The 20,387-nt window shown below is 70.0% G+C and carries 26 protein-coding genes; 14 read left to right on the forward strand and 12 right to left on the reverse strand.

The features are described 5' to 3' along the window. Positions 1–73 precede the first annotated feature (73 nt). Complete coding sequence (locus tag DMH01_RS40000; RefSeq protein WP_125684299.1) at positions 74–1,447, forward strand: glutamine synthetase family protein; 1,374 nt, start codon at positions 74–76, stop codon at positions 1,445–1,447. 21 nt (positions 1,448–1,468) lie between these two features. Here the strand turns inward: DMH01_RS40000 and trpA are convergent, their stop codons facing one another. The 5 genes from trpA to DMH01_RS40025 all read right to left on the reverse strand — a co-directional run bounded on the left by trpA (position 1,469) and on the right by DMH01_RS40025 (position 6,615). Continuing rightward, entirely contained in the window at positions 1,469–2,260 is a 792-nt protein-coding gene (gene trpA, locus DMH01_RS40005; protein WP_125684301.1) for a tryptophan synthase subunit alpha, read from the reverse strand. Beyond that, complete coding sequence (gene trpB / locus DMH01_RS40010; RefSeq protein WP_125684303.1) at positions 2,257–3,486, reverse strand: tryptophan synthase subunit beta; 1,230 nt, start codon at positions 3,484–3,486, stop codon at positions 2,257–2,259. The genes trpA and trpB overlap by 4 nt, the downstream gene beginning before the upstream one ends. Beyond that, a complete protein-coding gene (trpC, locus tag DMH01_RS40015) occupies positions 3,483–4,292 on the reverse strand; it encodes an indole-3-glycerol phosphate synthase TrpC (protein WP_020630310.1) in 810 nt (269 codons plus the stop codon). Before trpC ends, trpB begins: the two co-directional genes overlap by 4 nt. Positions 4,293–4,484: 192 nt before the next feature. Further along, on the reverse strand, positions 4,485–5,060 hold the full coding sequence (locus tag DMH01_RS40020; RefSeq protein ID WP_125684304.1) for a Trp biosynthesis-associated membrane protein: 576 nt from the start codon (positions 5,058–5,060) through the stop codon (positions 4,485–4,487). Then, positions 5,053–6,615: an anthranilate synthase component I gene (locus DMH01_RS40025; protein WP_125684306.1), complete on the reverse strand. Its 1,563-nt coding sequence runs from the start codon at positions 6,613–6,615 to the stop codon at positions 5,053–5,055. The genes DMH01_RS40020 and DMH01_RS40025 overlap by 8 nt, the downstream gene beginning before the upstream one ends. A gap of 95 nt (positions 6,616–6,710) precedes the next feature. On the opposite strand from DMH01_RS40025, the gene DMH01_RS40030 reads away from it, so the two are divergent. Next, entirely contained in the window at positions 6,711–7,316 is a 606-nt protein-coding gene (locus tag DMH01_RS40030) for a TetR/AcrR family transcriptional regulator (RefSeq protein ID WP_125684308.1), read from the forward strand. 473 nt (positions 7,317–7,789) lie between these two features. On the opposite strand, the gene DMH01_RS40035 is transcribed toward DMH01_RS40030, so the two are convergent. Genes DMH01_RS40035 through hisF form a run of 4 tightly spaced genes read right to left on the reverse strand, consistent with a single transcriptional unit; the run spans position 7,790 to position 9,660 of the window. Beyond that, on the reverse strand, positions 7,790–8,152 hold the full coding sequence (locus DMH01_RS40035; protein ID WP_125684310.1) for a DUF1304 domain-containing protein: 363 nt from the start codon (positions 8,150–8,152) through the stop codon (positions 7,790–7,792). Continuing rightward, on the reverse strand, positions 8,149–8,511 hold the full coding sequence (hisI, locus tag DMH01_RS40040) for a phosphoribosyl-AMP cyclohydrolase (RefSeq protein ID WP_125684312.1): 363 nt from the start codon (positions 8,509–8,511) through the stop codon (positions 8,149–8,151). Before hisI ends, DMH01_RS40035 begins: the two co-directional genes overlap by 4 nt. After that, positions 8,501–8,890, reverse strand: coding sequence for a hypothetical protein (locus DMH01_RS40045; RefSeq protein ID WP_125684314.1), 390 nt, complete (start codon positions 8,888–8,890; stop codon positions 8,501–8,503). The genes hisI and DMH01_RS40045 overlap by 11 nt, the downstream gene beginning before the upstream one ends. Beyond that, on the reverse strand, positions 8,887–9,660 hold the full coding sequence (hisF, locus tag DMH01_RS40050; RefSeq protein WP_016335963.1) for an imidazole glycerol phosphate synthase subunit HisF: 774 nt from the start codon (positions 9,658–9,660) through the stop codon (positions 8,887–8,889). Before hisF ends, DMH01_RS40045 begins: the two co-directional genes overlap by 4 nt. 39 nt (positions 9,661–9,699) lie before the next feature. Here hisF and DMH01_RS40055 point away from each other — a divergent pair, with 39 nt between their 5' ends. From DMH01_RS40055 to DMH01_RS40090, 8 genes are read left to right on the forward strand one after another with little or no spacing between them, the layout of a single operon-like run. After that, positions 9,700–10,326: a TetR family transcriptional regulator gene (locus DMH01_RS40055; protein ID WP_125684316.1), complete on the forward strand. Its 627-nt coding sequence runs from the start codon at positions 9,700–9,702 to the stop codon at positions 10,324–10,326. A 27-nt stretch (positions 10,327–10,353) separates the two neighbouring features. Next, complete coding sequence (locus tag DMH01_RS40060; RefSeq protein ID WP_125684318.1) at positions 10,354–10,860, forward strand: SigE family RNA polymerase sigma factor; 507 nt, start codon at positions 10,354–10,356, stop codon at positions 10,858–10,860. Continuing rightward, complete coding sequence (locus tag DMH01_RS40065; RefSeq protein ID WP_125684320.1) at positions 10,857–11,855, forward strand: hypothetical protein; 999 nt, start codon at positions 10,857–10,859, stop codon at positions 11,853–11,855. Before DMH01_RS40060 ends, DMH01_RS40065 begins: the two co-directional genes overlap by 4 nt. A gap of 28 nt (positions 11,856–11,883) precedes the next feature. Then, positions 11,884–12,807: an NADP-dependent oxidoreductase gene (locus tag DMH01_RS40070; protein WP_125684322.1), complete on the forward strand. Its 924-nt coding sequence runs from the start codon at positions 11,884–11,886 to the stop codon at positions 12,805–12,807. Next, positions 12,804–13,364 (forward strand): putative glycolipid-binding domain-containing protein, encoded by a 561-nt coding sequence (locus DMH01_RS40075; RefSeq protein ID WP_125684324.1) that lies wholly within the window; start codon positions 12,804–12,806, stop codon positions 13,362–13,364. Before DMH01_RS40070 ends, DMH01_RS40075 begins: the two co-directional genes overlap by 4 nt. Before the next feature lie 49 nt (positions 13,365–13,413). Then, on the forward strand, positions 13,414–14,139 hold the full coding sequence (locus DMH01_RS40080; protein ID WP_125684326.1) for an ABC transporter ATP-binding protein: 726 nt from the start codon (positions 13,414–13,416) through the stop codon (positions 14,137–14,139). Then, on the forward strand, positions 14,136–14,870 hold the full coding sequence (locus DMH01_RS40085) for an ABC transporter permease (protein ID WP_125684328.1): 735 nt from the start codon (positions 14,136–14,138) through the stop codon (positions 14,868–14,870). Before DMH01_RS40080 ends, DMH01_RS40085 begins: the two co-directional genes overlap by 4 nt. Before the next feature lie 25 nt (positions 14,871–14,895). After that, positions 14,896–15,282 carry a PPOX class F420-dependent oxidoreductase gene (locus DMH01_RS40090; protein WP_125684331.1) on the forward strand — a complete coding sequence of 129 codons (387 nt, stop codon included), beginning with the start codon at positions 14,896–14,898 and terminating at the stop codon, positions 15,280–15,282. A gap of 1 nt (position 15,283) precedes the next feature. Here the strand turns inward: DMH01_RS40090 and DMH01_RS40095 are convergent, their stop codons facing one another. The 3 genes from DMH01_RS40095 to hisH form a co-directional block, all read right to left on the reverse strand. Continuing rightward, positions 15,284–15,631: a DUF1330 domain-containing protein gene (locus tag DMH01_RS40095; protein ID WP_125684333.1), complete on the reverse strand. Its 348-nt coding sequence runs from the start codon at positions 15,629–15,631 to the stop codon at positions 15,284–15,286. Positions 15,632–15,711: 80 nt separating this feature from the next. Beyond that, positions 15,712–16,449, reverse strand: coding sequence for a bifunctional 1-(5-phosphoribosyl)-5-((5-phosphoribosylamino)methylideneamino)imidazole-4-carboxamide isomerase/phosphoribosylanthranilate isomerase PriA (gene priA, locus DMH01_RS40100; protein ID WP_007029948.1), 738 nt, complete (start codon positions 16,447–16,449; stop codon positions 15,712–15,714). A gap of 9 nt (positions 16,450–16,458) precedes the next feature. Further along, the gene (hisH, locus tag DMH01_RS40105; RefSeq protein WP_125684593.1) at positions 16,459–17,082 is read right to left on the reverse strand and encodes an imidazole glycerol phosphate synthase subunit HisH; all 624 of its coding nucleotides are present in this window, start codon (positions 17,080–17,082) and stop codon (positions 16,459–16,461) included. A 136-nt stretch (positions 17,083–17,218) separates the two neighbouring features. Between hisH and DMH01_RS40110 the strand changes: the two genes are divergently transcribed. The 4 genes from DMH01_RS40110 to DMH01_RS40125 all read left to right on the forward strand — a co-directional run bounded on the left by DMH01_RS40110 (position 17,219) and on the right by DMH01_RS40125 (position 20,387). Continuing rightward, positions 17,219–17,398 carry a hypothetical protein gene (locus DMH01_RS40110; RefSeq protein WP_125684335.1) on the forward strand — a complete coding sequence of 60 codons (180 nt, stop codon included), beginning with the start codon at positions 17,219–17,221 and terminating at the stop codon, positions 17,396–17,398. A 72-nt stretch (positions 17,399–17,470) separates the two neighbouring features. Beyond that, positions 17,471–18,643, forward strand: coding sequence for an acyl-CoA dehydrogenase family protein (locus DMH01_RS40115; protein ID WP_125684337.1), 1,173 nt, complete (start codon positions 17,471–17,473; stop codon positions 18,641–18,643). An 83-nt stretch (positions 18,644–18,726) separates the two neighbouring features. After that, positions 18,727–19,062: a helix-turn-helix transcriptional regulator gene (locus tag DMH01_RS40120; protein ID WP_034319328.1), complete on the forward strand. Its 336-nt coding sequence runs from the start codon at positions 18,727–18,729 to the stop codon at positions 19,060–19,062. A gap of 11 nt (positions 19,063–19,073) precedes the next feature. Continuing rightward, positions 19,074–20,387: an alpha/beta fold hydrolase gene (locus DMH01_RS40125; RefSeq protein ID WP_158633290.1), complete on the forward strand. Its 1,314-nt coding sequence runs from the start codon at positions 19,074–19,076 to the stop codon at positions 20,385–20,387.

Genomic DNA, 20,387 nt, shown 5'->3' on the forward strand with positions numbered 1-20,387 from the left:
CGAGTGCGGGCCTCACCCTATGACCGGATCCGGGCGTGGCAAGGGACTCCGATCGAGGCCAGGATGAGGAACCATGGTGAACCGGGAAGCACTGACCGCCCGCGCGACCGCCCTCACCGGGGAGCTCCGGGCACGGGGTGTCGAGCTCGTGGCGCTGACCTTCGTGGACAACGCCGGGATCGCGCGGGTCAAGGCGGTGCCGCTGCGCACGTTGCCGTCCGCGGCGGCGTGGGGTGTCGGTGCTTCGAAATCCTTCGACTTCTTCGGCTCGGACGACGTGATCACCGGCGGTGAGCATTCCCTCGGCCCGGTCGGTGACCTGCGGCTGCATCCGGACCTCGACGCGCTGACCGTGCTCGCCGGGCAGCCCGGCTGGGCCTGGGCGCCGGTGACGAAACTCGACCAGGAGGGCGAGCCGCATCCGCAGGATCCGCGTGCCCTCCTGGCGACGGCGGTGGACCGGCTCGCCGCGCGCGGGCACCGGGCTCGGATGAGTTTCGAAATCGAATGGGTGATCACCGAGGCCGGCGCCCCGGACGATCCGACGTCGGCCACCGCGGGCCCGGCGTACGGCTACGCGAGGCTTTCCGAGCACGCGGACTATCTCCGCGCCCTGGTGTCCACTTTGGACCAACAGGGGGCCGGGGTGGAGCAGATCCACCCCGAGTACGCGGACGGTCAATTCGAGCTGTCCGTCGCCGCGGCCGATCCGGTGCGCGCGGCCGACGTCGCCGTCCTGACGAAGGAAACGATCCGTGCGCTCAGCCACCGGCACGGGCTGAAGGCGTCCTTCACCCCCAAGTTCGCGCCCGCCGGCGTCGGCAACGGCGGGCATGTGCATCTGAGCGTCTTGGACGGCGCGCGGAACCTTTTCTCCGGTGGGGAACGGCTTTTCGGGCTGACTCCGGTCGCGGAGTCGTTCAGCGCGGGCATCCTGCGGCGGCTGTCCGCGCTGCTCGCGATCGGGGCACCGTCGGTGGTCAGCTATCTGCGGCTGGAGCCACACCATTGGGCGGGCGTGTACACCGCGTGGGGCCTGGAGAACCGGGAGACGCCGCTGCGGCTGGTGCGCGGCGTCGCCGGTAACCGTGACTCGGCGGCGAACCTCGAGGTCAAATGCTTCGACCTGACCGCGAATCCGTATCTGCTGGCGGCCGCCCTGCTGTTCGCCGGGATGGCCGGAGCCGACGAGGAAGCGTCACTCCCGGAGCCGCTCGACGTCGACCCCGGAACCTTGACCGAGCAGGAGCGCGCCGCCCGCGGGATCGAGCGGCTGCCGCTGCGGTTGGAGGAAGCAGTCGCGGCTTTCGAGGCGGACAAGGATCTCGCGGCCGCGTTCGGCGCTCCGCTGGCGAGGACGATCGTCGACGTGCGGCGGGCGGAGATCGAGCGGTTCGCGCACGCGACCCCGGAGGAGATCACCTCGGCGCAGCGCTGGCGGCACTGAGCCCACCGCCGCGCCTTCGGATCAAGCGGGGGCGACGGTCTTCCGCACACCGGCGGCGAGTTCGGCCGAAAGCTCCCGGACGGCGTCCAGGCCGCTCGCGGCGGCGGTCACCAGCGCGGAGCCGACGATGACGCCGTCCGCGAACCCGGCGACCTGCGCCGCCTGCTCGCCGGAACGGACGCCGAGCCCGACGCCGATCGGCAGGTCCGTATGCGCGCGGGTCCGCGCGACCAGGTCCTCGGCGTGCACGCCGACCTGGTCACGGGCGCCGGTCACACCCATCACGGCGGTGGCGTACACGAAGCCCGAGGCGGCCTCGACGGTCTTCGAGATCCGCTCCTCGGAGGAGGACGGCGCGACCAGGAAGATCCGGTCCAGACCATGCTGCTCGGAGGCGGCCATCCACTCGCCGGCCTCGTCCGGGATCAGGTCCGGGGTGATCATGCCGAGTCCGCCCGCGGCGGCGAGATCCCGCGCGAAGCGGTCGACGCCGTAGCGGTGCACCGGGTTCCAGTACGTCATCACGACGGCCTTGCCGCCGCGCGACGACACCGACTCGACGACCTCGAACAGGTGCTTGAGCTTGAAACCGCCGGAGAGCGCGCTCACCGACGCGGCCTGGATGGTCGGGCCGTCCATGACCGGGTCCGAGTAGGGCACGCCCACCTCGACCAGGTCTGCGCCGCCGTCGACCACCGCGGCCAGCAGATCCTTCGACCCGTCGACCGTCGGGAAGCCCGCCGGGAGGTACCCGATCAGGGCTCCACGCCCCTCCGCGCGCGTCGCCGCGAAGAGTTCCTTCAACCCGCTCATGCGTTCTCCACCAGGCCGAAGTACTTCGCGGCCGTGTCCATGTCCTTGTCGCCGCGACCGGACAGGTTCACGATGATCAGCCCTTCGGGGCCGAGTTCGCGGCCCAGCACCAGCGCGCCGGCCAGCGCGTGCGCCGACTCGATCGCCGGGATGATGCCCTCGGTGCGCGAAAGCAGCTTGAACGCGTCCATCGCCTCGGCGTCGGTCACCGGCCGGTACTCGGCGCGGCCGCTGTCCTTGAGCCACGAGTGCTCCGGGCCGACGCCCGGGTAGTCGAGGCCCGCGGAGATCGAGTGCGACTCGACGGTCTGGCCGTCCTCGTCCTGCAGCAGGTACGTCATCGCGCCGTGCAGGTTGCCCGGGGTGCCCTTGGTCAGCGTGGCGCCGTGGCGGTTGCCCTCGATGCCCTCGCCGCCCGGTTCGAGACCGACGAGCCGGACGTCCGGGTCGTCGATGAAGCCGTGGAAGATGCCGATCGCGTTCGACCCGCCGCCGACGCAGGCCGCGACGGCGTCCGGCAGGCGCCCGGCCTGCTCCAGGATCTGGACGCGGGCCTCCTCGCCGATGATCTTGTGGAAGTTCCGCACCATCATCGGGAACGGGTACGGGCCCGCCGCCGTGCCGAACAGGTAGTGCGTGGTGTCGGCGTTGGTTACCCAGTCGCGCAGCGCCTCGTTGATCGCGTCCTTGAGCGTGCGCGAACCGGTCTTCACCGGGACGACCTCGGCGCCGAGCAGCTTCATGCGCGCCACGTTCAGCGCCTGCCGCTCGGTGTCGACCTCGCCCATGTAGACGATGCATTCCAGGTCCAGCAGCGCGCAGGCGGTGGCGGTGGCCACGCCGTGCTGCCCGGCCCCGGTCTCGGCGATGACCCGCTTCTTGCCCATCCGCTTGGTGAGCAACGCCTGGCCCAGCACGTTGTTGATCTTGTGCGAACCGGTGTGGTTCAGATCCTCGCGCTTGAGGAAGATCCGGGCGCCGCCGGCGTGCTCACCGAAGCGCTTGGCCTCGGTGAGCAGCGACGGACGACCGGCGTAGTCACGCAGGAGACGCCGGAACTCGTTGACGAAGTCCGGGTCGTTCCGCGCCTTGTCGTACTCGGCGGCGACCTCGTCGACGACGCCGATCAGAGCCTCGGGCATGAACCGGCCGCCGTACGGGCCGTAGTAGCCCCGGCCGTCCGGATCGTGCTCGCCGTGCGGTGTCTCGGTGTACTCCACGCTCATCGAGAAGGCCTCGGGCAAGCGGGGTGCGAACCGGCGGTGACCAGCTTGACCAGCGCGCCCTTCGGGTCACCCGAAGCGACGAGCCCTTCGCCCACGAGAACGGCGTCGGCGCCGTGACCCGCGTACGACATCAGGTCACCGGGGCCGCGGACACCGGACTCGGCGATCTTGAAGACGTCCATCGGGAGGCCGGGGGCCAGCCGCGAGAAGACGTCCCGGTCGACCTCGAGCGTGTGCAGGTTGCGGGCGTTGACGCCGATCACCTTCGCGCCGGCTTCGAGGGCCTTGTCGGCCTCTTCGGCGTTGTGGATCTCGACCAGCGCGGTCATCCCGAGGGATTCGACCCGGTCCAGCAACGCGATCAGGGCGTTCTGCTCCAGGGCTGCCACGATCAGCAGGACCATGTCCGCGCCGTGCAGCCGCGCCTCGTGGACCTGGTACGGGCTGACGATGAAGTCCTTGCGCAGCACCGGGATGTCGACCGCCGCGCGGACCGCGTCGAGGTCGGCGAGGGAACCGCCGAACCGGCGCTGCTCGGTCAGCACGCTGATCACCCTGGCGCCGCCGTCGGCGTAGTCCTTCGCCAGCGCGGCCGGATCGGGGATCTCGGCAAGGTCGCCCTTGGAGGGGCTGCGCCGCTTCACCTCGGCGATGACGCCGATACCGGACTCGCGCAGGGCCGCGAGCACGTCACGTGGGGGCGCGACCTGGGTCGCGCGCTTCTTCAGTTCGTCGAACGGCAGAACCGCCTCGCGCTCGGCGAGATCGGCACGGACGCCGGCGACGATGTCTTCGAGCACGCTCACCGGAGTCCCTCACCGGCCGTCGTACTCACTGATTCCTTCGCAAGGTCGCTCACAAAAACCTTCCCCTTCCCGCCGAAACGATGCTAACCCCCGCACGGATACGGCCTGGTTCCGGGTATGTCCGTTACTCCGAATGCCAACCGTGTCATCTTTCGCGGCGTAGATCTCGAAAACGCGCGTTTTCCGCGGCCATCACCGGGTCGCGGTGGGATCTTCGCCTTCGGACAGCGCCTCCCACAGCTCGGTCTCCGGATCCTTGGCGGCCTTCTTCTTCGCCCCGGGCGCCGAGTACTTCGCGCCGAGGCGAGGCATCCGGCCCGCGCCCTTGATGGCTGCCAACCCGCCCGCCGTCACGAGAATTCCCCCGAGGATCGCGAGACCGCGGGCTCCCAGCATCTGAGCCACAGGCAGACCGTCGGCGAAGCCACTGAACGAACCGCCGGCCACGCCGATCCACACCGCGGCGACACCGGCTACGGCGAGTACCACACCGAGTACCCGGCGTGGCCAGCCGCCGGTGGCGATCAGCCCCGCCGTGCCGGCGAGCGCCAGCAACGCGAGCGGAATCAGCGCGACCGCACGCTGTGAACCGGTTTCCGTGTACAGCACCGTGCCGCGCACGCCTCCGTCGCGGAACTCCGCGAACCACACGAGCTGCGAAGAACCCCACAGCGCGACCGCGCCCAGCAGCAGGCCCACCACGGCGATCCACAGTGGACGCTTGGCCTTCTTCGCCGGGGGCGCGGCGGCTTCCGGGGCCTCAGACACGGGTGCTGTCACCCGCCGGGTCGAGTTCGTCCGCCGCGATCATCGTCTGCGCCGCCGCGACGGCCGAGAGCACGGTGCGGGCCTTGTTGAGCGATTCGTTGTCCTCGTAGTCGGCCACCGAGTCCGCGACGACTCCCCCACCCGCCTGGACGTACGCGGTGCCGTCCTTCATCAGCGCGGTGCGGATCGCGATCGCGGTGTCGGCGTCCCCGGCGAAGTCGAGGTACCCGACGACGCCGCCGTAGAGCGCCCTGCGGGTCGGCTCCAGTTCCTCGATCAGCTGCATCGCGCGGACCTTCGGCGCGCCGGAGAGCGTCCCCGCCGGGAAGCAGGCGGCGACGGCGTCGAAAGCCGTCTTGTCGTCGAGGAGTTCGCCGGTGACCGTGGAGACGATGTGCATGACGTGGCTGTAGCGCTCGACGTCGAAGAAGTCGACGACGCGCACCGTGCCGGGCTTGCAGACCTTGCCGAGGTCGTTGCGGCCGAGGTCGACGAGCATCAGGTGCTCGGCACGTTCCTTCTCGTCCGCCAGCAGGTCCTTGGCCAGCTGCGCGTCCTCCTCCGGGTCGGCACCGCGCCAGCGGGTGCCCGCGATCGGATGCGTGGTCGCGCGGCCGTCCCGGACGGTGACCAGCGACTCCGGGCTGGACCCGACGATGTCGAAGCCGTCCAGGCGCAGCAGGTACATGTACGGGCTCGGATTGGACGTGCGCAGTACGCGGTAGACGTCCAGCGCGTCGGCCTGGGTCTCGATCTCGAAGCGTTGCGACGGCACGATTTGGAACGCTTCGCCCGCCTTGATCGCCTCGACCGCCTTCTCGACGGCCGCGTGGAAGTCCGGCTTGGAGCGGCGGCGGGTGAATTCGGGCGCGGGCCGGTCGAAAACGGCGGCCGTGGCCGGGGCCGCGACGTGCAGCTGCTTGGTCATCGCGTTCAAACGCGCGACGGCGTCGTCGTACGCGGCGTCGACGCGCTCGGGCGAGTCATCCCAGTTGACCGCGTTGGCGATCAGCGTGACGGTGCCCTCGTGGTGGTCGAAGGCGGCCAGGTCGGTCGCCAGGAGCATCGTGAGCTCGGGGATGTCGAGGTCGCGTTCGGCGAGTTCGGGGAGCCGTTCGAGCCAGCGGACGGCGTCGTAGCCGATGTAGCCGACCATGCCGCCGGTGAGCGGCGGCATCCCGGGCAGCTGCTCGGTGTGGAGCGCGGCGACGGTCTCCCGCAGCACGGTGAGCGGGTCACCCTCGGCCGGCAGGCCGACCGGCGGGGTGCCGGTCCACACGGCCTTGCCGTCACGCACGGTCAGCGCGGCGGGGCTGTCGACGCCGATGAACGACCATCGGCTCCAGGACGCGCCGTTCTCCGCCGATTCGAACAGGAACGTCCCCGGCCGGTCGGCGGCGAGCTTGCGGTAGACCCCGATGGGGGTCTCACCGTCGGCGAGCACGCGGCGGACAACGGGGATGACGCGACGGCCCTCGGCGAGCGCGCGGAACTCGTCGCGCGAAGGGCTGACCGAGCCGAGCCCCGACGGGCTGGCGTGTGCGGCGCTGACCATGTCGCTCATTGTGCTGCAACGCCCGTGCGGACGGGGACGCGGGGATGAATTCAAAGAATGTTGAATTTCGGGCCGGGTCCGTTCATGATGACGCCATGGCTGGTGAAGACACTACCGCGCGGCGCCGGGGACGGCGGCCCGGCGGACAGGACACCCGCACCGCGCTGCTCGAAGCGGCCCGCGCGGTGTTCGGCGAGAGCGGCTTCGACGGCGCGACGGTGCGCGCGATCGCGACACGGGCCGGCGTCGACGCGGCGATGGTCAACCACTGGTTCGGCAGCAAAGAGGGTCTCTTCGGGCAAGCCATCCTGAAACTCCCCTTCGACCCGCGCGAACTCGTCGCCGAACTGACCGACGGCCCCGACGACGAGTTCGGGCAGCGGATCGTCCGGACCTTCCTCACCCGGTGGGACGGCGCGGGCGGCGAGGTGTTCCAGGCGCTCGTCCGCAGCGTCGCCGGACACGAGCAGGCGGCCCAGGTGCTGCGCGGGTTCTTCCAGAACTTCTTCACCAAGGTGATCGGCGACATCGGCTCGGACGACATCGAACTGCGGACGACCCTGTGCGCGTCCCAGCTGGTCGGCATGGGCATGGTCCGGTACGTCGCGAGGTTCGAGCCGATGGCGTCGAGCGAGATCGAGCCGCTGGTGACCGCGATCGCGCCGACGATGCAGCGCTACCTGACCGGGAAGATCGACTGACCCGGGCCGTGTTCTCCCTCTGATCACGCGAGTTACGCCTTCAATCACGTGAGTTCGCCGTCTGGACACGCGAATCGCGCCGAAGGCCTCCCTCACTACCCGCCGGGCGAATGGCGGCGATTCCCGTGATCGGACGCGGAACTCGCGTGATCAGAGACGGAACTCGCGTGATTGGGGGCGGAACTCGCGGGCCGGGTGACGTCCAAGCAGGCCGTGTCCGGCTCGATCTCCTTGACGGGGACTTTTTCGAGCCCCTTGAAACGGGGAGCGATCCGCAGCGACCGCCGGATCTGGAGCGCGCACCCTGAAACGGGTCAGATTCTCGATCAGGGGGACGGCCACACCATCATGGATCGTCAGCGCGGCAACGCCTTCGACGGCATCACTGTCCGAAGTGGACCGAGTCGCCCGGCGACGCGCGGACGCCGTCTCGGACGGTCACGATCGGCCGGTCTTCGCTTTCCCATCGCCGGTCAGCCCGCGATCAGCACCGCGATCAACGCCAGCGTGCCGGGGACCACCTGCACGAAGAAGATCTTCTTGCTCGCCGTCGCCGTCCCGTAGAGCCCGGCCACGATCACGCAGGCGAGGCCGAAGATCTTGAACTGCCAAGCGGTGCTGCCGGTCGCGATCAGGCCCCAGATCAGCGCGGCGGCGAGGAAACCGTTGTACAGCCCCTGATTCGCCGCGAGCGCGGAGCTTTCCTTCGCGAATTCCTCGGTGGTGCCGAAGGAGGCGCGGGCACGCGGCGTGGTCCACAGGAACATCTCGAGCACGACGATGTACAGGTGGATCAGGGCGACGATGCCGACCAGCACTGTGGCGACGACGTTCACGGGTTCTCGCTCTCGTCGGCCAGCAGCAGCCGTTCGTCGGTGTCGAAGCAGGTGTGCGTGCCGGTGTGACAGGCCGGGCCGGTCTGGTCGACGCGCAGGAGGACGGTATCGCCGTCGCAGTCGATCCGCATCTCGCGCACGTGCTGGACGTGGCCGGAGGTCTCGCCCTTGACCCACAGTTCCTTGCGGCTGCGTGAATAGTAGGTGCCGCGCCGTGTGGTGAGGGTGCGCTCGAGCGCCTCGTCGTTCATCCACGCCATCATCAGGACGTCCGATGTGGAGTGTTCGACGACGACGGCCGCGATCAGCCCGTCGGCGTTGCGCTTCAAGCGATCCGAGAGGGCGGGGTCAAGCGTCATTCGTGGCTCCGAGAAGGTGCCGTTTCACCGGCATCGAGTTGAGCAGGACCGCCGTGTAGATGTACCCGGCGAAGAGGAGCCCGGAGACGATCTTCACCCAGAAGAGTTCCGCCGCCAGCATGGACAGCGCGTGCAGCAACCCGAACAGGAAGCTGACGCCGAAACCGGCGAACCGCGCCGAAGACATCTTCAGCACCAGCCCCGCCACGACGAGTCCGCCGAGGGCCAGCGAAGTCCCCGGCAGCAGGAACGTCCTCGCGGTGGAGTACGGCGCGAACATGAGGATCACGGCCATCGCGATATAGGCGAGGGGAAGCCCGAGCAGCAGCGCGCAGACGACCTTGACCTCGGTGGAGGCCTTCCATTTGGCCAGGATCACCGGACCACGACTCCCCCGGCGCGCAGCGCGCTCTTGACCTCGCCGATCTTCAACTGTCCGAAGTGGAACACACTGGCCGCGAGCACTGCATCCGCACCGGCCTCGACGGCGGGCAGGAAGTGCTCGAGCGCGCCGGCGCCACCGCTGGCGATCACCGGGACCCGGACCGCCGCCCGCACCTGGGTCAGCAGTTCGAGGTCGAAACCGTTCTTGGTGCCGTCGGCGTCCATCGAGTTGAGCAGGATCTCGCCGACACCGAGCTCCTCGCCGCGCGCGGCCCACTCGACGGCGTCGATCCCGGTGCCGCGGCGCCCGCCGTGCGTGGTCACCTCGAAACCGGACGGAGTCGGTTCGGTCCCCTCGGGGACCCGGCGCGCGTCCACCGACAGCACGACGCACTGCGCGCCGAACCGGCGGGACGCCTCGCGCAGGAACTCCGGCCGCGCGATGGCGGCGGTGTTGATGCTCACCTTGTCCGCGCCGGTGCGCAGCAACCGGTTGACGTCGTCGTTCGTGCGCACGCCGCCGCCGACGGTGAGCGGGATGAACACCTGCTCGGCGGTCCGGCGGACGACGTCGAAGGTGGTCTCACGGTCCCCGGAGGAGGCCGTGACATCGAGGAACGTGAGCTCGTCCGCGCCCTCGGCGTCGTACAGGCGGGCGAGTTCGACGGGGTCGCCGGCGTCGCGCAGGTCGGCGAAGTTGACGCCCTTCACCACACGGCCCGCGTCGACGTCGAGACACGGGATGACCCTGACTGCGACTGACATGGGGACAAGCGTAGTCAAGAGCCGTTCTAAGCTCGCGGGATGGCACAGGCGGGGCGGCGGCCCGGGCAGACCGAGACGCGGGAGGAGATCCTCGACGCGGCGAGGCGCAGGTTCGCCGAACAGGGCTACGACGGGGCGACCGTCCGCGCCATCGCGGCCGACGCCGGGGTCAACGCGGCGCTGCTGCACCATTTCTTCGGTACCAAGCAACGGCTCTTCGCCGCGTCGATGAACCTGCCGGTGGACCCGGGCGAGCTGGTCCCCCGGATCCTCGAAGGCCCCGAAGAAGAGATCGGCGAACGCCTCGTCCGCGCGTTCCTCGGCCTCTGGCACGCGCCGGACGGCCGTGCGCCGTTCCTGGCGATGATCCGGTCCGCGACCACCAACGAGCAGGTCGCGACCATGATGCGGCAGTTCCTGGAGCGGGCGGTGCTGGCTCGGGTCGCCGAGGCACGCGGCGTACCGAAGGTGCGGGTGGCCGGGATCGCCGCGCAGATGATCGGGTTCGCGCTGCTGCGTTACGTCATCGGGCTCCCGCCGCTGGTCAACGCCTCGGAGGAGGAGATCGTCGCGATGCTGGCCCCGGTCGCGCAGTACTACCTGACCCCCGGCGCCGAGAAAGTTCGGCCGCCGATGCATCACGAGGGTGGCCTCGCGCGTCCTTAGTGCGAGACCACCGGCTGAGGGGGACACGTGCCTGCGACCTTCGACGAGTTCGTCGCGGATCGCCTGGACGGGCTCCTGCGCTACGCGACCGTCCTGACCGACGATCCGTACCTGGCGCAGGACATCGTCCAGGAGGTGCTGCTGCGTGCCCAGCAACGCTGGCCGAAGATCGACTCGCCGCCGACGTACGTCCGCCGGATGGTGACCAACGAGTACCTCTCGTGGCGGAGGCGGCTGGCGGTCCGCCGGGTGACGCCGTCGTCACCGGAAGCACTCGACCTGATGAGCCCGCCGGTCTCCGATCACACCATCGAGTACGACGAACGCGACGCGATGCTGGACCGGCTCGCGAAGCTCCCGCGCAAACAACGCGCCGCGATCGTGCTCCGCTACTACGAGAACTACTCCGACGAGGAGATCGGCGCGGTACTCCGCTGCGCGACGTCGACCGTGCGCAGCCAGATTTCGCGCGCGCTCGCGACGCTGCGGGAAACCGAGCCGTCCCCGTCCGTGCCCACGGGAGCCCGCAAATGACCCGACTGAGTGACGAGCACACCGAGGACCTGATCCGGGAGAGCCTCGAGCACCTGGCGACGCGGGCGCCCGACGGGGCCGAGGTCCGGGAAGCGCTGAGCCAACGGTCCCGTAGCCGCCCGAAGATGGCTTTGGCGCTGGTCGCGGCGGCGGTCGCGATCATCGCGCTCGGCGTGCCGCTGGGCCTACGGGCCTACACCGCGGTCACGCCCGCCTCGCCGCGCGACGCGGACTGGTCGGTCCTGCCGTACAAGCCGGGTTGGCTGCCCGGCGGTTTCACGGAGATGAGCCGCTCCGCGAAGCCCTATCCCGCGCCTCAGACCAGGATGTGGAACGGCGGCGAGGCAGGCCAGATCAAGCTGACCACCACTCCGCTGGACGAGCGGCGCGGGCCGTGGACGATCGCGCCCGCGCCGAACCAGATCATCGTGCACGGCCGGGTCGGCATGGTCTCGGAGGTCGACGGCGACGCGACGATGCTGACCTGGTCACCCGACGACGCGTACGTGCTGAACCTGACCCTGTACGGCGTGCGGGACGCGCGCGGCGTGGGTCAGCGGATCGCGGACGAGATGGTCAGGGACGGCCGCGCCCGGGTGTCGGGCGAACTGCGGTTCGGCAGGTTGCCCGCCGATCTGGCGCTGTCCGCGGTGAACCTGCCCATGATGGTCGGCGGCGGCCGGACCGAGCTCGAAGCCACCCGTACCGGGCAGCCCACCGCTCCGGCGGTCGTCACGGCGAGCCTCGGCGGCGAATGGCCGGAAGCGGGCGACGCCGCGCCCGTGCCGCTCAAGATCCGGGGGCTCGACGGTTTCGCCCTCCCTGCGCGGAACGGACGGCTCGAGCGGCTGGACGAAACGGTCGTCGTCCAGGTCGAAGGCGGACGCTGGCTCACCGTGTCGGGCGAACGGGACCGGGCGACGCTGCTCGACATCGCCGAGGGCCTGCAGATCGTCCCCGGCGACTACAGCTGGTTCGGGAAACCGCCGGAATAGTGACGGGCGGGCGGCGGTTGTCGACGGCATGACGGACACCTACCGCTCCATCGCGTTCACCGAGTACGGCGACTCCGGGGTCCTGCGCGTCCTCGAACGTGAGCTTCCCGCGCCGGGACCCGGCCGGGTCAGGGTCGCCGTCCGGGCCGCGGGCGTGAACCCGATCGACTGGAAGATCCGGTCCGGGCTGATGGCGGAGGTGTATCCCGCGAAGTTCCCCGCGGTCCCCGGCGGGGACATCTCGGGCGTGATCGACGCGGTCGGCGAGGGGGTTTCCGATTTCGCGGCCGGTGACGAGGTCCTGGGGTCCGGCATCGGCGGGTACGCGGAGTACGTCCTCGCGGATCCCGCGAACCTGATCCGCAAGCCCGAGGCGCTCTCCTGGGAAGTGGCCGCGGCGCTGCCGGCGGTCGTCAACACCGCCTATCGCGCCCTCAACCTCCTGGATCTCCAGAAGGGCGAGACGCTGCTCATCGACGGCGCGGCGGGCGGTGTCGGCACCATCGCCGTCCAGCTCGCCGTCGCACGCGGGCTCACTGTCGTCGGCACCGCGAGCGAAGCGAACCACGACTACCTGCGCTCGCTGGGTGCCGTCCCGGTGCAGTACGGCGAAGGGCTCGCCGAGCGCGTACGCGACGTCGCGCCACAGGGCGTCGACGCGTCTTTCGACGCCTCCGGACGCGGCTCGCTCGCCACCCTCGTCGAGCTGACCGGTGGCCCGAAGCGGGTCATCACCATCGCCGCGCCGGACGCGGCCGACCACGGCGTCCGCTTCACGTCGGGTTCCCCCGCGGAGCAGGTCCCCGGCTCGCTGGCCGAAGGCGCCGCGCTCGCCGCCGAAGGCAAGCTCGACCTGCCGATCGCCCGGGTGTACCCGCTCGCCGAAGCGGCCGCCGCCCAGGACGAAAGCGAAGGCGGCCACGTCCGGGGCAAGCTCGTCCTGGTCCCGTGAGCCTTCCCGCGACGGCGAGCTGGCTGCACCGGGACGCGAGGACCGGCCTCGAAGTCGCGTTCTTCCGAGAACACGAAGGCGGCTGGAGGATCAGCGGGGCCACGACGGCGGTCGAGGACGGCGAATCCTGGTTCGTCGAGTACGCGATCACCGTCGACGCCGCCTGGCATACGAGGTCGGCGGAGCTCTCCGGCCGGTCGGCGAGCGGCGCCCGGCGCACGGTGCTCGAATCCGGCGGCGACGGGCGCTGGCGGGTGGACGGGGTCGCGGATCCGCGGCTCGACGGCTGTTTCGACGTGGATCTCGAGTCGTCGTCGATGACGAACACCCTGCCGGTGCACCGGCTCGGCCTCGCTCCGGGCGCCGCAGCCGAGGCGCCCGCCGCGTACGTCCGGGCGGGCGACCTCGCCGTGGAACGGCTCGAACAGCGCTACGAGCGGATCGGTGACCGCGATTTCGCCTACGCGGCACCGGTCTTCGACTTCTCGTGCGTGCTGCGCTACGACCGGCACCTGCTGGTGCACGACTACCCGGGCATCGCCGTCCGGCTGTCCTGAACCACGCACCCCTTGACTCGCGCTTCTCAACGGGCGCAGAATTAAACGCATGACTAATTCAGCGATCTCCGTGACGGGCCTGAGGGTCGTCCGCGGCGGTCGCGAGGTCGTCAAGGACATCGCGTTCCGGACGCCGCGCGGCCGCATCACCGGCCTGCTCGGGCCGAGCGGCTGCGGCAAGACGACACTGATGCGCTCGATCGTCGGCGTGCAGATCGTCGCGGCGGGCGAGGTCACCGTGCTCGGCCATCCCGCGGGCAACCCTCCGCTGCGGCGGCTGATCGGCTACGCCACCCAGAACCCGGCCATCTACGCCGACCTCACCATCACGGAAGCCTTGCGCTACTTCGCTTCCGTCCTTCGCGCGCCGGTGTCCGATGTGGACAGGGTGATCGCCGAAGTCGGGCTGACCGACCATGCGGGCAAGCTCGTCGGCTCCCTGTCGGGCGGTCAGCACAACCGCGCCAACCTCGCCGTCGCGCTGCTCGGGAAACCCGAACTGCTCGTCCTCGACGAACCGACCGTCGGCCTCGATCCCGTGCTCCGCGACGAACTCTGGGCGCTGTTCCGCCGCCTCGCCGAGGGCGGGGCCACGCTGCTCGTGTCCAGCCACGTCATGGACGAGGCCGCGCGATGCGACCGCCTGCTGCTCATGCGCGAAGGCCGCATCCTCGCCGACGACACCCCGGCCGGGCTGCGCGAACGCACCGGGACGACCGATCTGGAACAGGCGTTCCTGCGGCTGGTCCGCGAGACCGAGGTGACCCCGTCATGAACCCCGCGCTGACACTGGCCACGGCCCGCCGCATCCTCCTTCAGCTACGGCACGATCCGCGCACCGTCGCGATGCTGATCGTCGTCCCGTCGCTGCTGATGGTGCTGCTGCGTTTCGTCTTCAACTCCGAAGCGGTGTTCAGCCGGGTCGCCCCGGCGTTGCTCGGCGTCTTCCCGTTCCTGATCATGTTCCTGATCACCTCGATCACCACGCTGCGCGAGCGCACCACGGCGACGCTGGAACGACTGATGACCCTGCCGATCGGCAGGATGGACCTGCTCTTCGGCTACGCGATCGCGTTCGGTTCGATCGCGATCGTGCAGGTCGGCGTCGCCGCCGGGGTCTCGCTCGCCTGGCTGGGCCTCGACATCGCGGGCTCGATCGGGATGCTACTGCTCATCGCCGTCCTCGACGCCCTCCTCGGGATGGCGCTCGGCCTGTTCGTGAGCGCGTTCGCCCGGACGGAATTCCAGGCGGTGCAGTTCATGCCGGTGTTCGTGCTGCCGCAGATCCTGCTGTGCGGGCTGTTCGTGCCGCGCGGGGAAATGGGCTGGCTCCTGAACTGGCTTTCGAACGTGATGCCGCTTTCGTACGCCGTCGAAGCGCTCACGCGGGTCACCACGTCGGGCACCGTGGACGCGACGCTCATCCGGAACCTGATCATCGTCGGGGCGTGCGCCCTGGCCGCGCTGGTACTCGGCGCGGCGACGTTGCGTCGTCGAACGCCCTAGCCCTTGAACGACCTAGACTCTCCACATGGGATCGGAGTTCGAGCGGATCGCCGCCGAGAAGTACGTCGTCCTGACCACCTTCCGCAAGAACGGCACCCCGGTGCCGACCCCGGTCTGGGCGGCGGGAGACGGCGCCGAACTGGTGATCTGGTCCGAGCGGAAGGCGGGCAAGGTCAAGCGCATCCGCAACAGCGGCCGGGTCGAGGTCCAGGCCTGCGACTTCCGCGGCGCCAAGACCCACGGCGACGTCGTCGCGGGTGAGGCGCGACTGCTGGACCTCGACGAGACCGAGCGCGTGCGCAAGGTGATCGCGCGAAAGTACGGGATCACCGGGCGGGTCACGATGTTCTTCAGCAGGCTGCGGGGGCCGAAGGACCGGACCGTGGGCATCGCGATCAAGCTGGCGGAGTAGGTCAGGCGGACTGAAGCGCCCGCAGCCCGGCCGCCAAGGCCGCCGAGTCGTGGTCCGGCCCGCAGCCCTCGACCAGGATCAGATCGCCGGGGATGTGGTCGGCCCGCAGCGGCAGGATCTCCCGGTACGCGGGCGAGTCGTACCACTCCCGCGCGGCGTCGAGACTCGGGAACTCGATGAGCACGAGCGCCCCCGGCCACTCCCCTTCGACGACGTGGACCCCGGCTCCGTGCACGAGGAACCTGCCACCGAAGGGATCGAGCGTGGCCTGGATCCGTTCCATGTACTCGAAGACCTCTTCGGCCAGCACAGTGGCGGGGCGAAGGTGGGCGAGTCCGTAGGCGGTCATGGTGTCCCTCCAGGTTTCGTTGTCCTGGAAGGAATCCTGACCGAGCCGGCGCGCGGCGTCGATTACCCGGGAGGTAAAGCTCAGAACTCCGCGACGGCCGCGAGCGCCTCGGGCAGGGTGAACGCGCCGGCGTAGAGCGCCTTGCCGACGATGGACCCCTCGACACCGTCGCGGGCCAGTGCGGCCAGCGCGCGGAGATCGTCCACACTGGACACACCGCCGGAGGCGATGACCGGCGCGTCGGTGCGGGCGGCGACCTCGCGCAGCAGGTCGATGTTCGGGCCCTGGAGGGTGCCGTCCTTGCTCACGTCGGTGACGACGTAGCGCTGCGCGCCGTCGCGGTCGAGCCGGTCGAGGACCTCCCAGAGGTCACCGCCGTCCTGCGTCCAGCCGCGGGCGGACAGCCGGTGCCCGGCCTCGGTGATCCGCACGTCCAGCCCGATGGCGACGCGGTCGCCGTAGGAGGAGACGACCTTCGCGGTCCACTCCGGGTCCTCCAGCGCCGCGGTGCCGAGGTTGACGCGGCGGGCGCCGGTGGCCAGCGCGGCCTCCAGCGAGGCGTCGTCGCGGATGCCACCGGACAGCTCCACCTGGACGTCGAGCTTGGCCACGACGTCGGCGAGCAGTTCGCGGTTGGATCCCTTGCCGAACGCGGCGTCGAGGTCCACCAGATGGATCCACTCCGCCCCGTCGCGCTGCCAGGCGAGCGCCGCCTCCAGCGGGCTGCCATAGGAGGTTTCGGTGCCGGCCTCGCCCTGGACGAGTCGCACGGCCTGGCCATCGGCCACATCAACGGCGGGAAGGAGCGTGAAAGTCACGCGCCCACTCTAAGACAGGCTCTTCAGCCAGTTGCGCAGCAGGTGCGCCCCGGCGTCCCCGGACTTCTCGGGGTGGAACTGGGTCGCCCAGAGGGGCCCGTTCTCGACGGCGGCGACGAAGTCCTGGCCGTGGTTGGCCCAGGTCACCTTGGGCTGCTGCCCGGCGAGGCCGGAGTCCAGTTCCCAGGTCCGCGCGGCGTAGGAGTGCACGAAGTAGAACCGCGTGTCCGCGTCCAGACCGGCGAACAGCCGCGAGTCCTCCGGAGCGCGGACGGTGTTCCAGCCCATGTGCGGCAGGACGTCGGCCTCCAGCTTGTCGACCGTGCCCGGCCATTCACCGGCGCCCTCGGCCTCCACACCGTGCTCGACACCGCGTTCGAACAGGATCTGCATGCCGACGCAGATGCCCAGGACGGGGCGGCCGCCGGCGAGGCGTTTGCCGATGATCTTCTCCCCCGACACCGACCGCAGCCCCTCCATGCAGGCGGAGAAGGCGCCGACACCGGGGACGACCAGGCCGTCGGCCTCGAGCGCGGCATGCGGGTCGGCGGTGACCTCGACGTCGGCGCCGGCGCGCTGGACGGCGCGTTCGGCGGACCGGAGGTTGCCGGACCCGTAGTCCAGGATCACCACGCGAGGAGTAGCCACGCGTCCCAGGCTAGCGGACCGGATTTTTCGCGGATTCCCTGTTTCGACCTTCACTCTTCTGGGTAATAGCGACTCCGAGTGAAAGGCCGGCGCAGGACCGCCCTGCACTTATGGAGGAACGATGCAGGACGCCGACGACCTGACCCGCCTGCTCAGCGCCTGGCGGGAAGACATCGAGAGCGTGCCTTTCCCTACTTTCGCGGAGCTGCTGATCCCGGCGCAGAAGCGGCGCTCCGCCCCCGCCAGGACGGCCACGGCATCGGTTCAGGTGACGAAGACCACCGGATGGCGGGATCGCTGACACCCGACTCCGGTCGCGTGTGTGGTTTTCTTCATAGGAAGACGCCCCACCGAGCCGACCAGGAGTGACCGCATGAGCAGCAGCCCGGATCCGCGCGACTTCCTCGATCTCGACGCCGAGCTCACCGCCGAGGACCGGGCCATGCGTGACGCCGTGCGCTCCTACGCGCAGGACCAGCTTCTGCCCAACGTCGCCGACTGGTACGAGACGGGCGCTCTGCCCGCCGCCGAGCTCGCCAAGGGGTTCGGGCAACTCGGGCTGCTCGGCATGCATCTGGAGGGTTACGGCTGCGCCGGGACCAGTGCGGTCGCCTACGGGATCGCCTGCCGTGAGCTGGAGGCCGTCGACTCCGGGTTGCGCAGTTTCGTCTCGGTGCAGGGCTCGCTGGCGATGTACGCGATCCACAAATGGGGCACCGAGGAGCACAAGCAGGAGTGGCTGCCCCGGATGGCCGCCGGTGAGGCGCTCGGCTGCTTCGGCCTGACCGAACCGGACGCCGGCAGCGACCCCGGCAGCATGCGGACTCGCGCGGTGCGCGACGGCTCGGACTGGGTGCTGAGCGGCACGAAGATGTGGATCACCAACGGAACCGTGGCCGACGTCGCGGTCGTCTGGGCCCAGACCGACGAAGGCGTGCGCGGCTTCGTCGTCCCCACGAACACGCCGGGCTTCACCGCGAACGAGGTCAAGCACAAGCTGTCGCTCCGGGCCTCGCTGACCGCGGAACTCGTGCTCGACGGCGTCCGCCTGCCGGAGTCCGCGGCGTTCCCCGAGGTCAGGGGCCTGCGCGGGCCACTGTCCTGCCTGAACGAGGCGCGCTACGGGATCCTGTTCGGCGTCGTCGGCGCCGCTCGCTCCTGCTACGAATCCGCGCTGGAGTACACGCTGAGCCGGGAACAGTTCGGCAAACCGCTGGCCGGTTTCCAGCTCACCCAGCGCAAGCTCGCCGACCTCGTCGTCGAGGTCAACCGCGCCGGTCTGGTCGCGCTGCGGATCGGGCGGCTCAAGGACGCCGGGACGCTGCACCACAACCACGTCAGCTTCGGCAAGCTCGCCAACGTCCGCTCCGCGCTGGAGGTCGCGAGGACCGCGCGCGCCATGCTCGGCGCCAACGGGATCTCGCTGGAGTACCCGGTGATGCGGCATATGTCGAACCTGGAAACCGTGCTGACCTACGAAGGCACCGAAGAGATGCACGCGCTCTCGCTCGGCCAGTCGGTCACCGGTCTGGCCGCCTTCCGCTGATCTTCCCGCACGCCGGCACCGGGTCGGCGCTCGCTCTCGTATATCTACTTGCACGTATATATAGCTACGTGTATTCTCGCCGTATGACCGCTACCGTGCAGCAGCGACTGGCGGCGATTTCGGAGCCGAACCGGTTCCGGATCGTCGAGCTGCTCAAAGAGGGGCCGCGGCCGGTCGGCGCCATCGTCGACGCGCTCGGCCTCGGCCAGCCTCAGGTGTCCCGGCACCTGAGGCTGCTCGCGGAGGCCGATGTGGTCGAAATGACCAAGCAGGCCCAGCAGCGGATCTACCGGCTGCACCCCGAAGCGATGCTTTTGATCAGCGACTGGGTGCAAGGTTTCGCGGCGCTGTGGGTGGGACGGATGGACCGTCTCGGCTCACTCCTCGACGGTGACCGCGCCCCCGAACCGAACGCGTGAGGAGCTCGGCCGTGTCCGACGGCATCGTGATCGACAGGACGAACAACACCGTCCACATCAGCCGCACCTACGCCGCGGGCGTCGACCGCGCCTGGTGGGCGTGGACCGACGCCGAGGCGATCGGTCGCTGGTGGGGCCCGCGGGGCTGGGCGGCCACCGTCTACGAGATGGACGTGCGCCCCGGCGGTCGCTGGCGTTTCCAGATCGCGCCGGAGGACGGCTCGGCCGCCGCGGTACGCAGTGTCGCCACGTACACCGTGGTCGAGCCGTGTGCCGAACTGGCCTACGACGACGCGTTCGCCGACGAGGCATGGCGGCTCGACGGCACCGACACCTTCCCCACGACGGTCACCTTCGCCGCCGCCGGGACCGGCTGCACCGTCGACGTCTGCGCCGTTTTCGCCGACGGCGCCGCACTGCAACGCGCTGTCGAACAGCAAATGGCCGACGGCTACGTCGAGGCGCTCGAACGGCTCGACGACGTACTGAACACCCCGACCGACACCACAGACGGAGAACCGACCATGGACACCATCACCTCGGCCGACGGCACCACCATCGCCTACGAAAAGACCGGCTCGGGTCCCGCGATCATCGTGGTCAGCAATGTCGCGGAGGACCACACCTCCGTCGCCGGCCTGTACACGGCGCTGGCCAAGGACTTCACCGTGCTCACCTTCGATCGTCGCGGCCGCGGCGCCAGCGGCGACCCGCAGCCCTACGACCCCGCGCGGGAGATCGAAGACATCTCGGCGCTGATCGACGTCCTCGGCGGCTCCGCGGCCCTGGCCTCCGGATCCGGCGGATGCGGGATCGTGCTGGACGCGGCCAGCGCCCTGGGCGACAAGGTCAGCGGCCTCTACCTCTACGAGCCTCCGTTCATCGTCGACGGCTCCCGGCCGCCGGTCCCCGCCGATTCCGTCGAGCACATGGAAGCGCTCGTCGCGGCGGGCAAGCGCGGCGAGGCGGGCGAGTACTTCATGAGCGAGGTGGTCGGCGTCCCCGCCGAATACCTCCCGATGATCACGCAGGACCCGTCCTGGGAGAAGACGAAGTCCTACGCCCACACCTACGCCTACGACGGCCGGATCTGGCGCGGGCTCCAGGACGGCACGCCGCTGCCCACCGACCGCTGGAGCATCGACGCGCCGATCGCCGTCGCCGTCGGCGGCAACGGCGAGGCGTTCATGCGCACCGGCGCCGAGGCGCTGGCCGCGATCCTGCCGAACGTCACCGTGCTGACGCTGGAAGACCACGACCACAGTGCTTTCTGGATGGCCCCCGAGCCCGTCGCCGACCAGATCCGCGGTTTCCTGCTCGGCTGA

The organism is Amycolatopsis sp. WAC 04182 (genome assembly GCF_003947465.1).
GTDB lineage: Bacteria > Actinomycetota > Actinomycetes > Mycobacteriales > Pseudonocardiaceae > Amycolatopsis.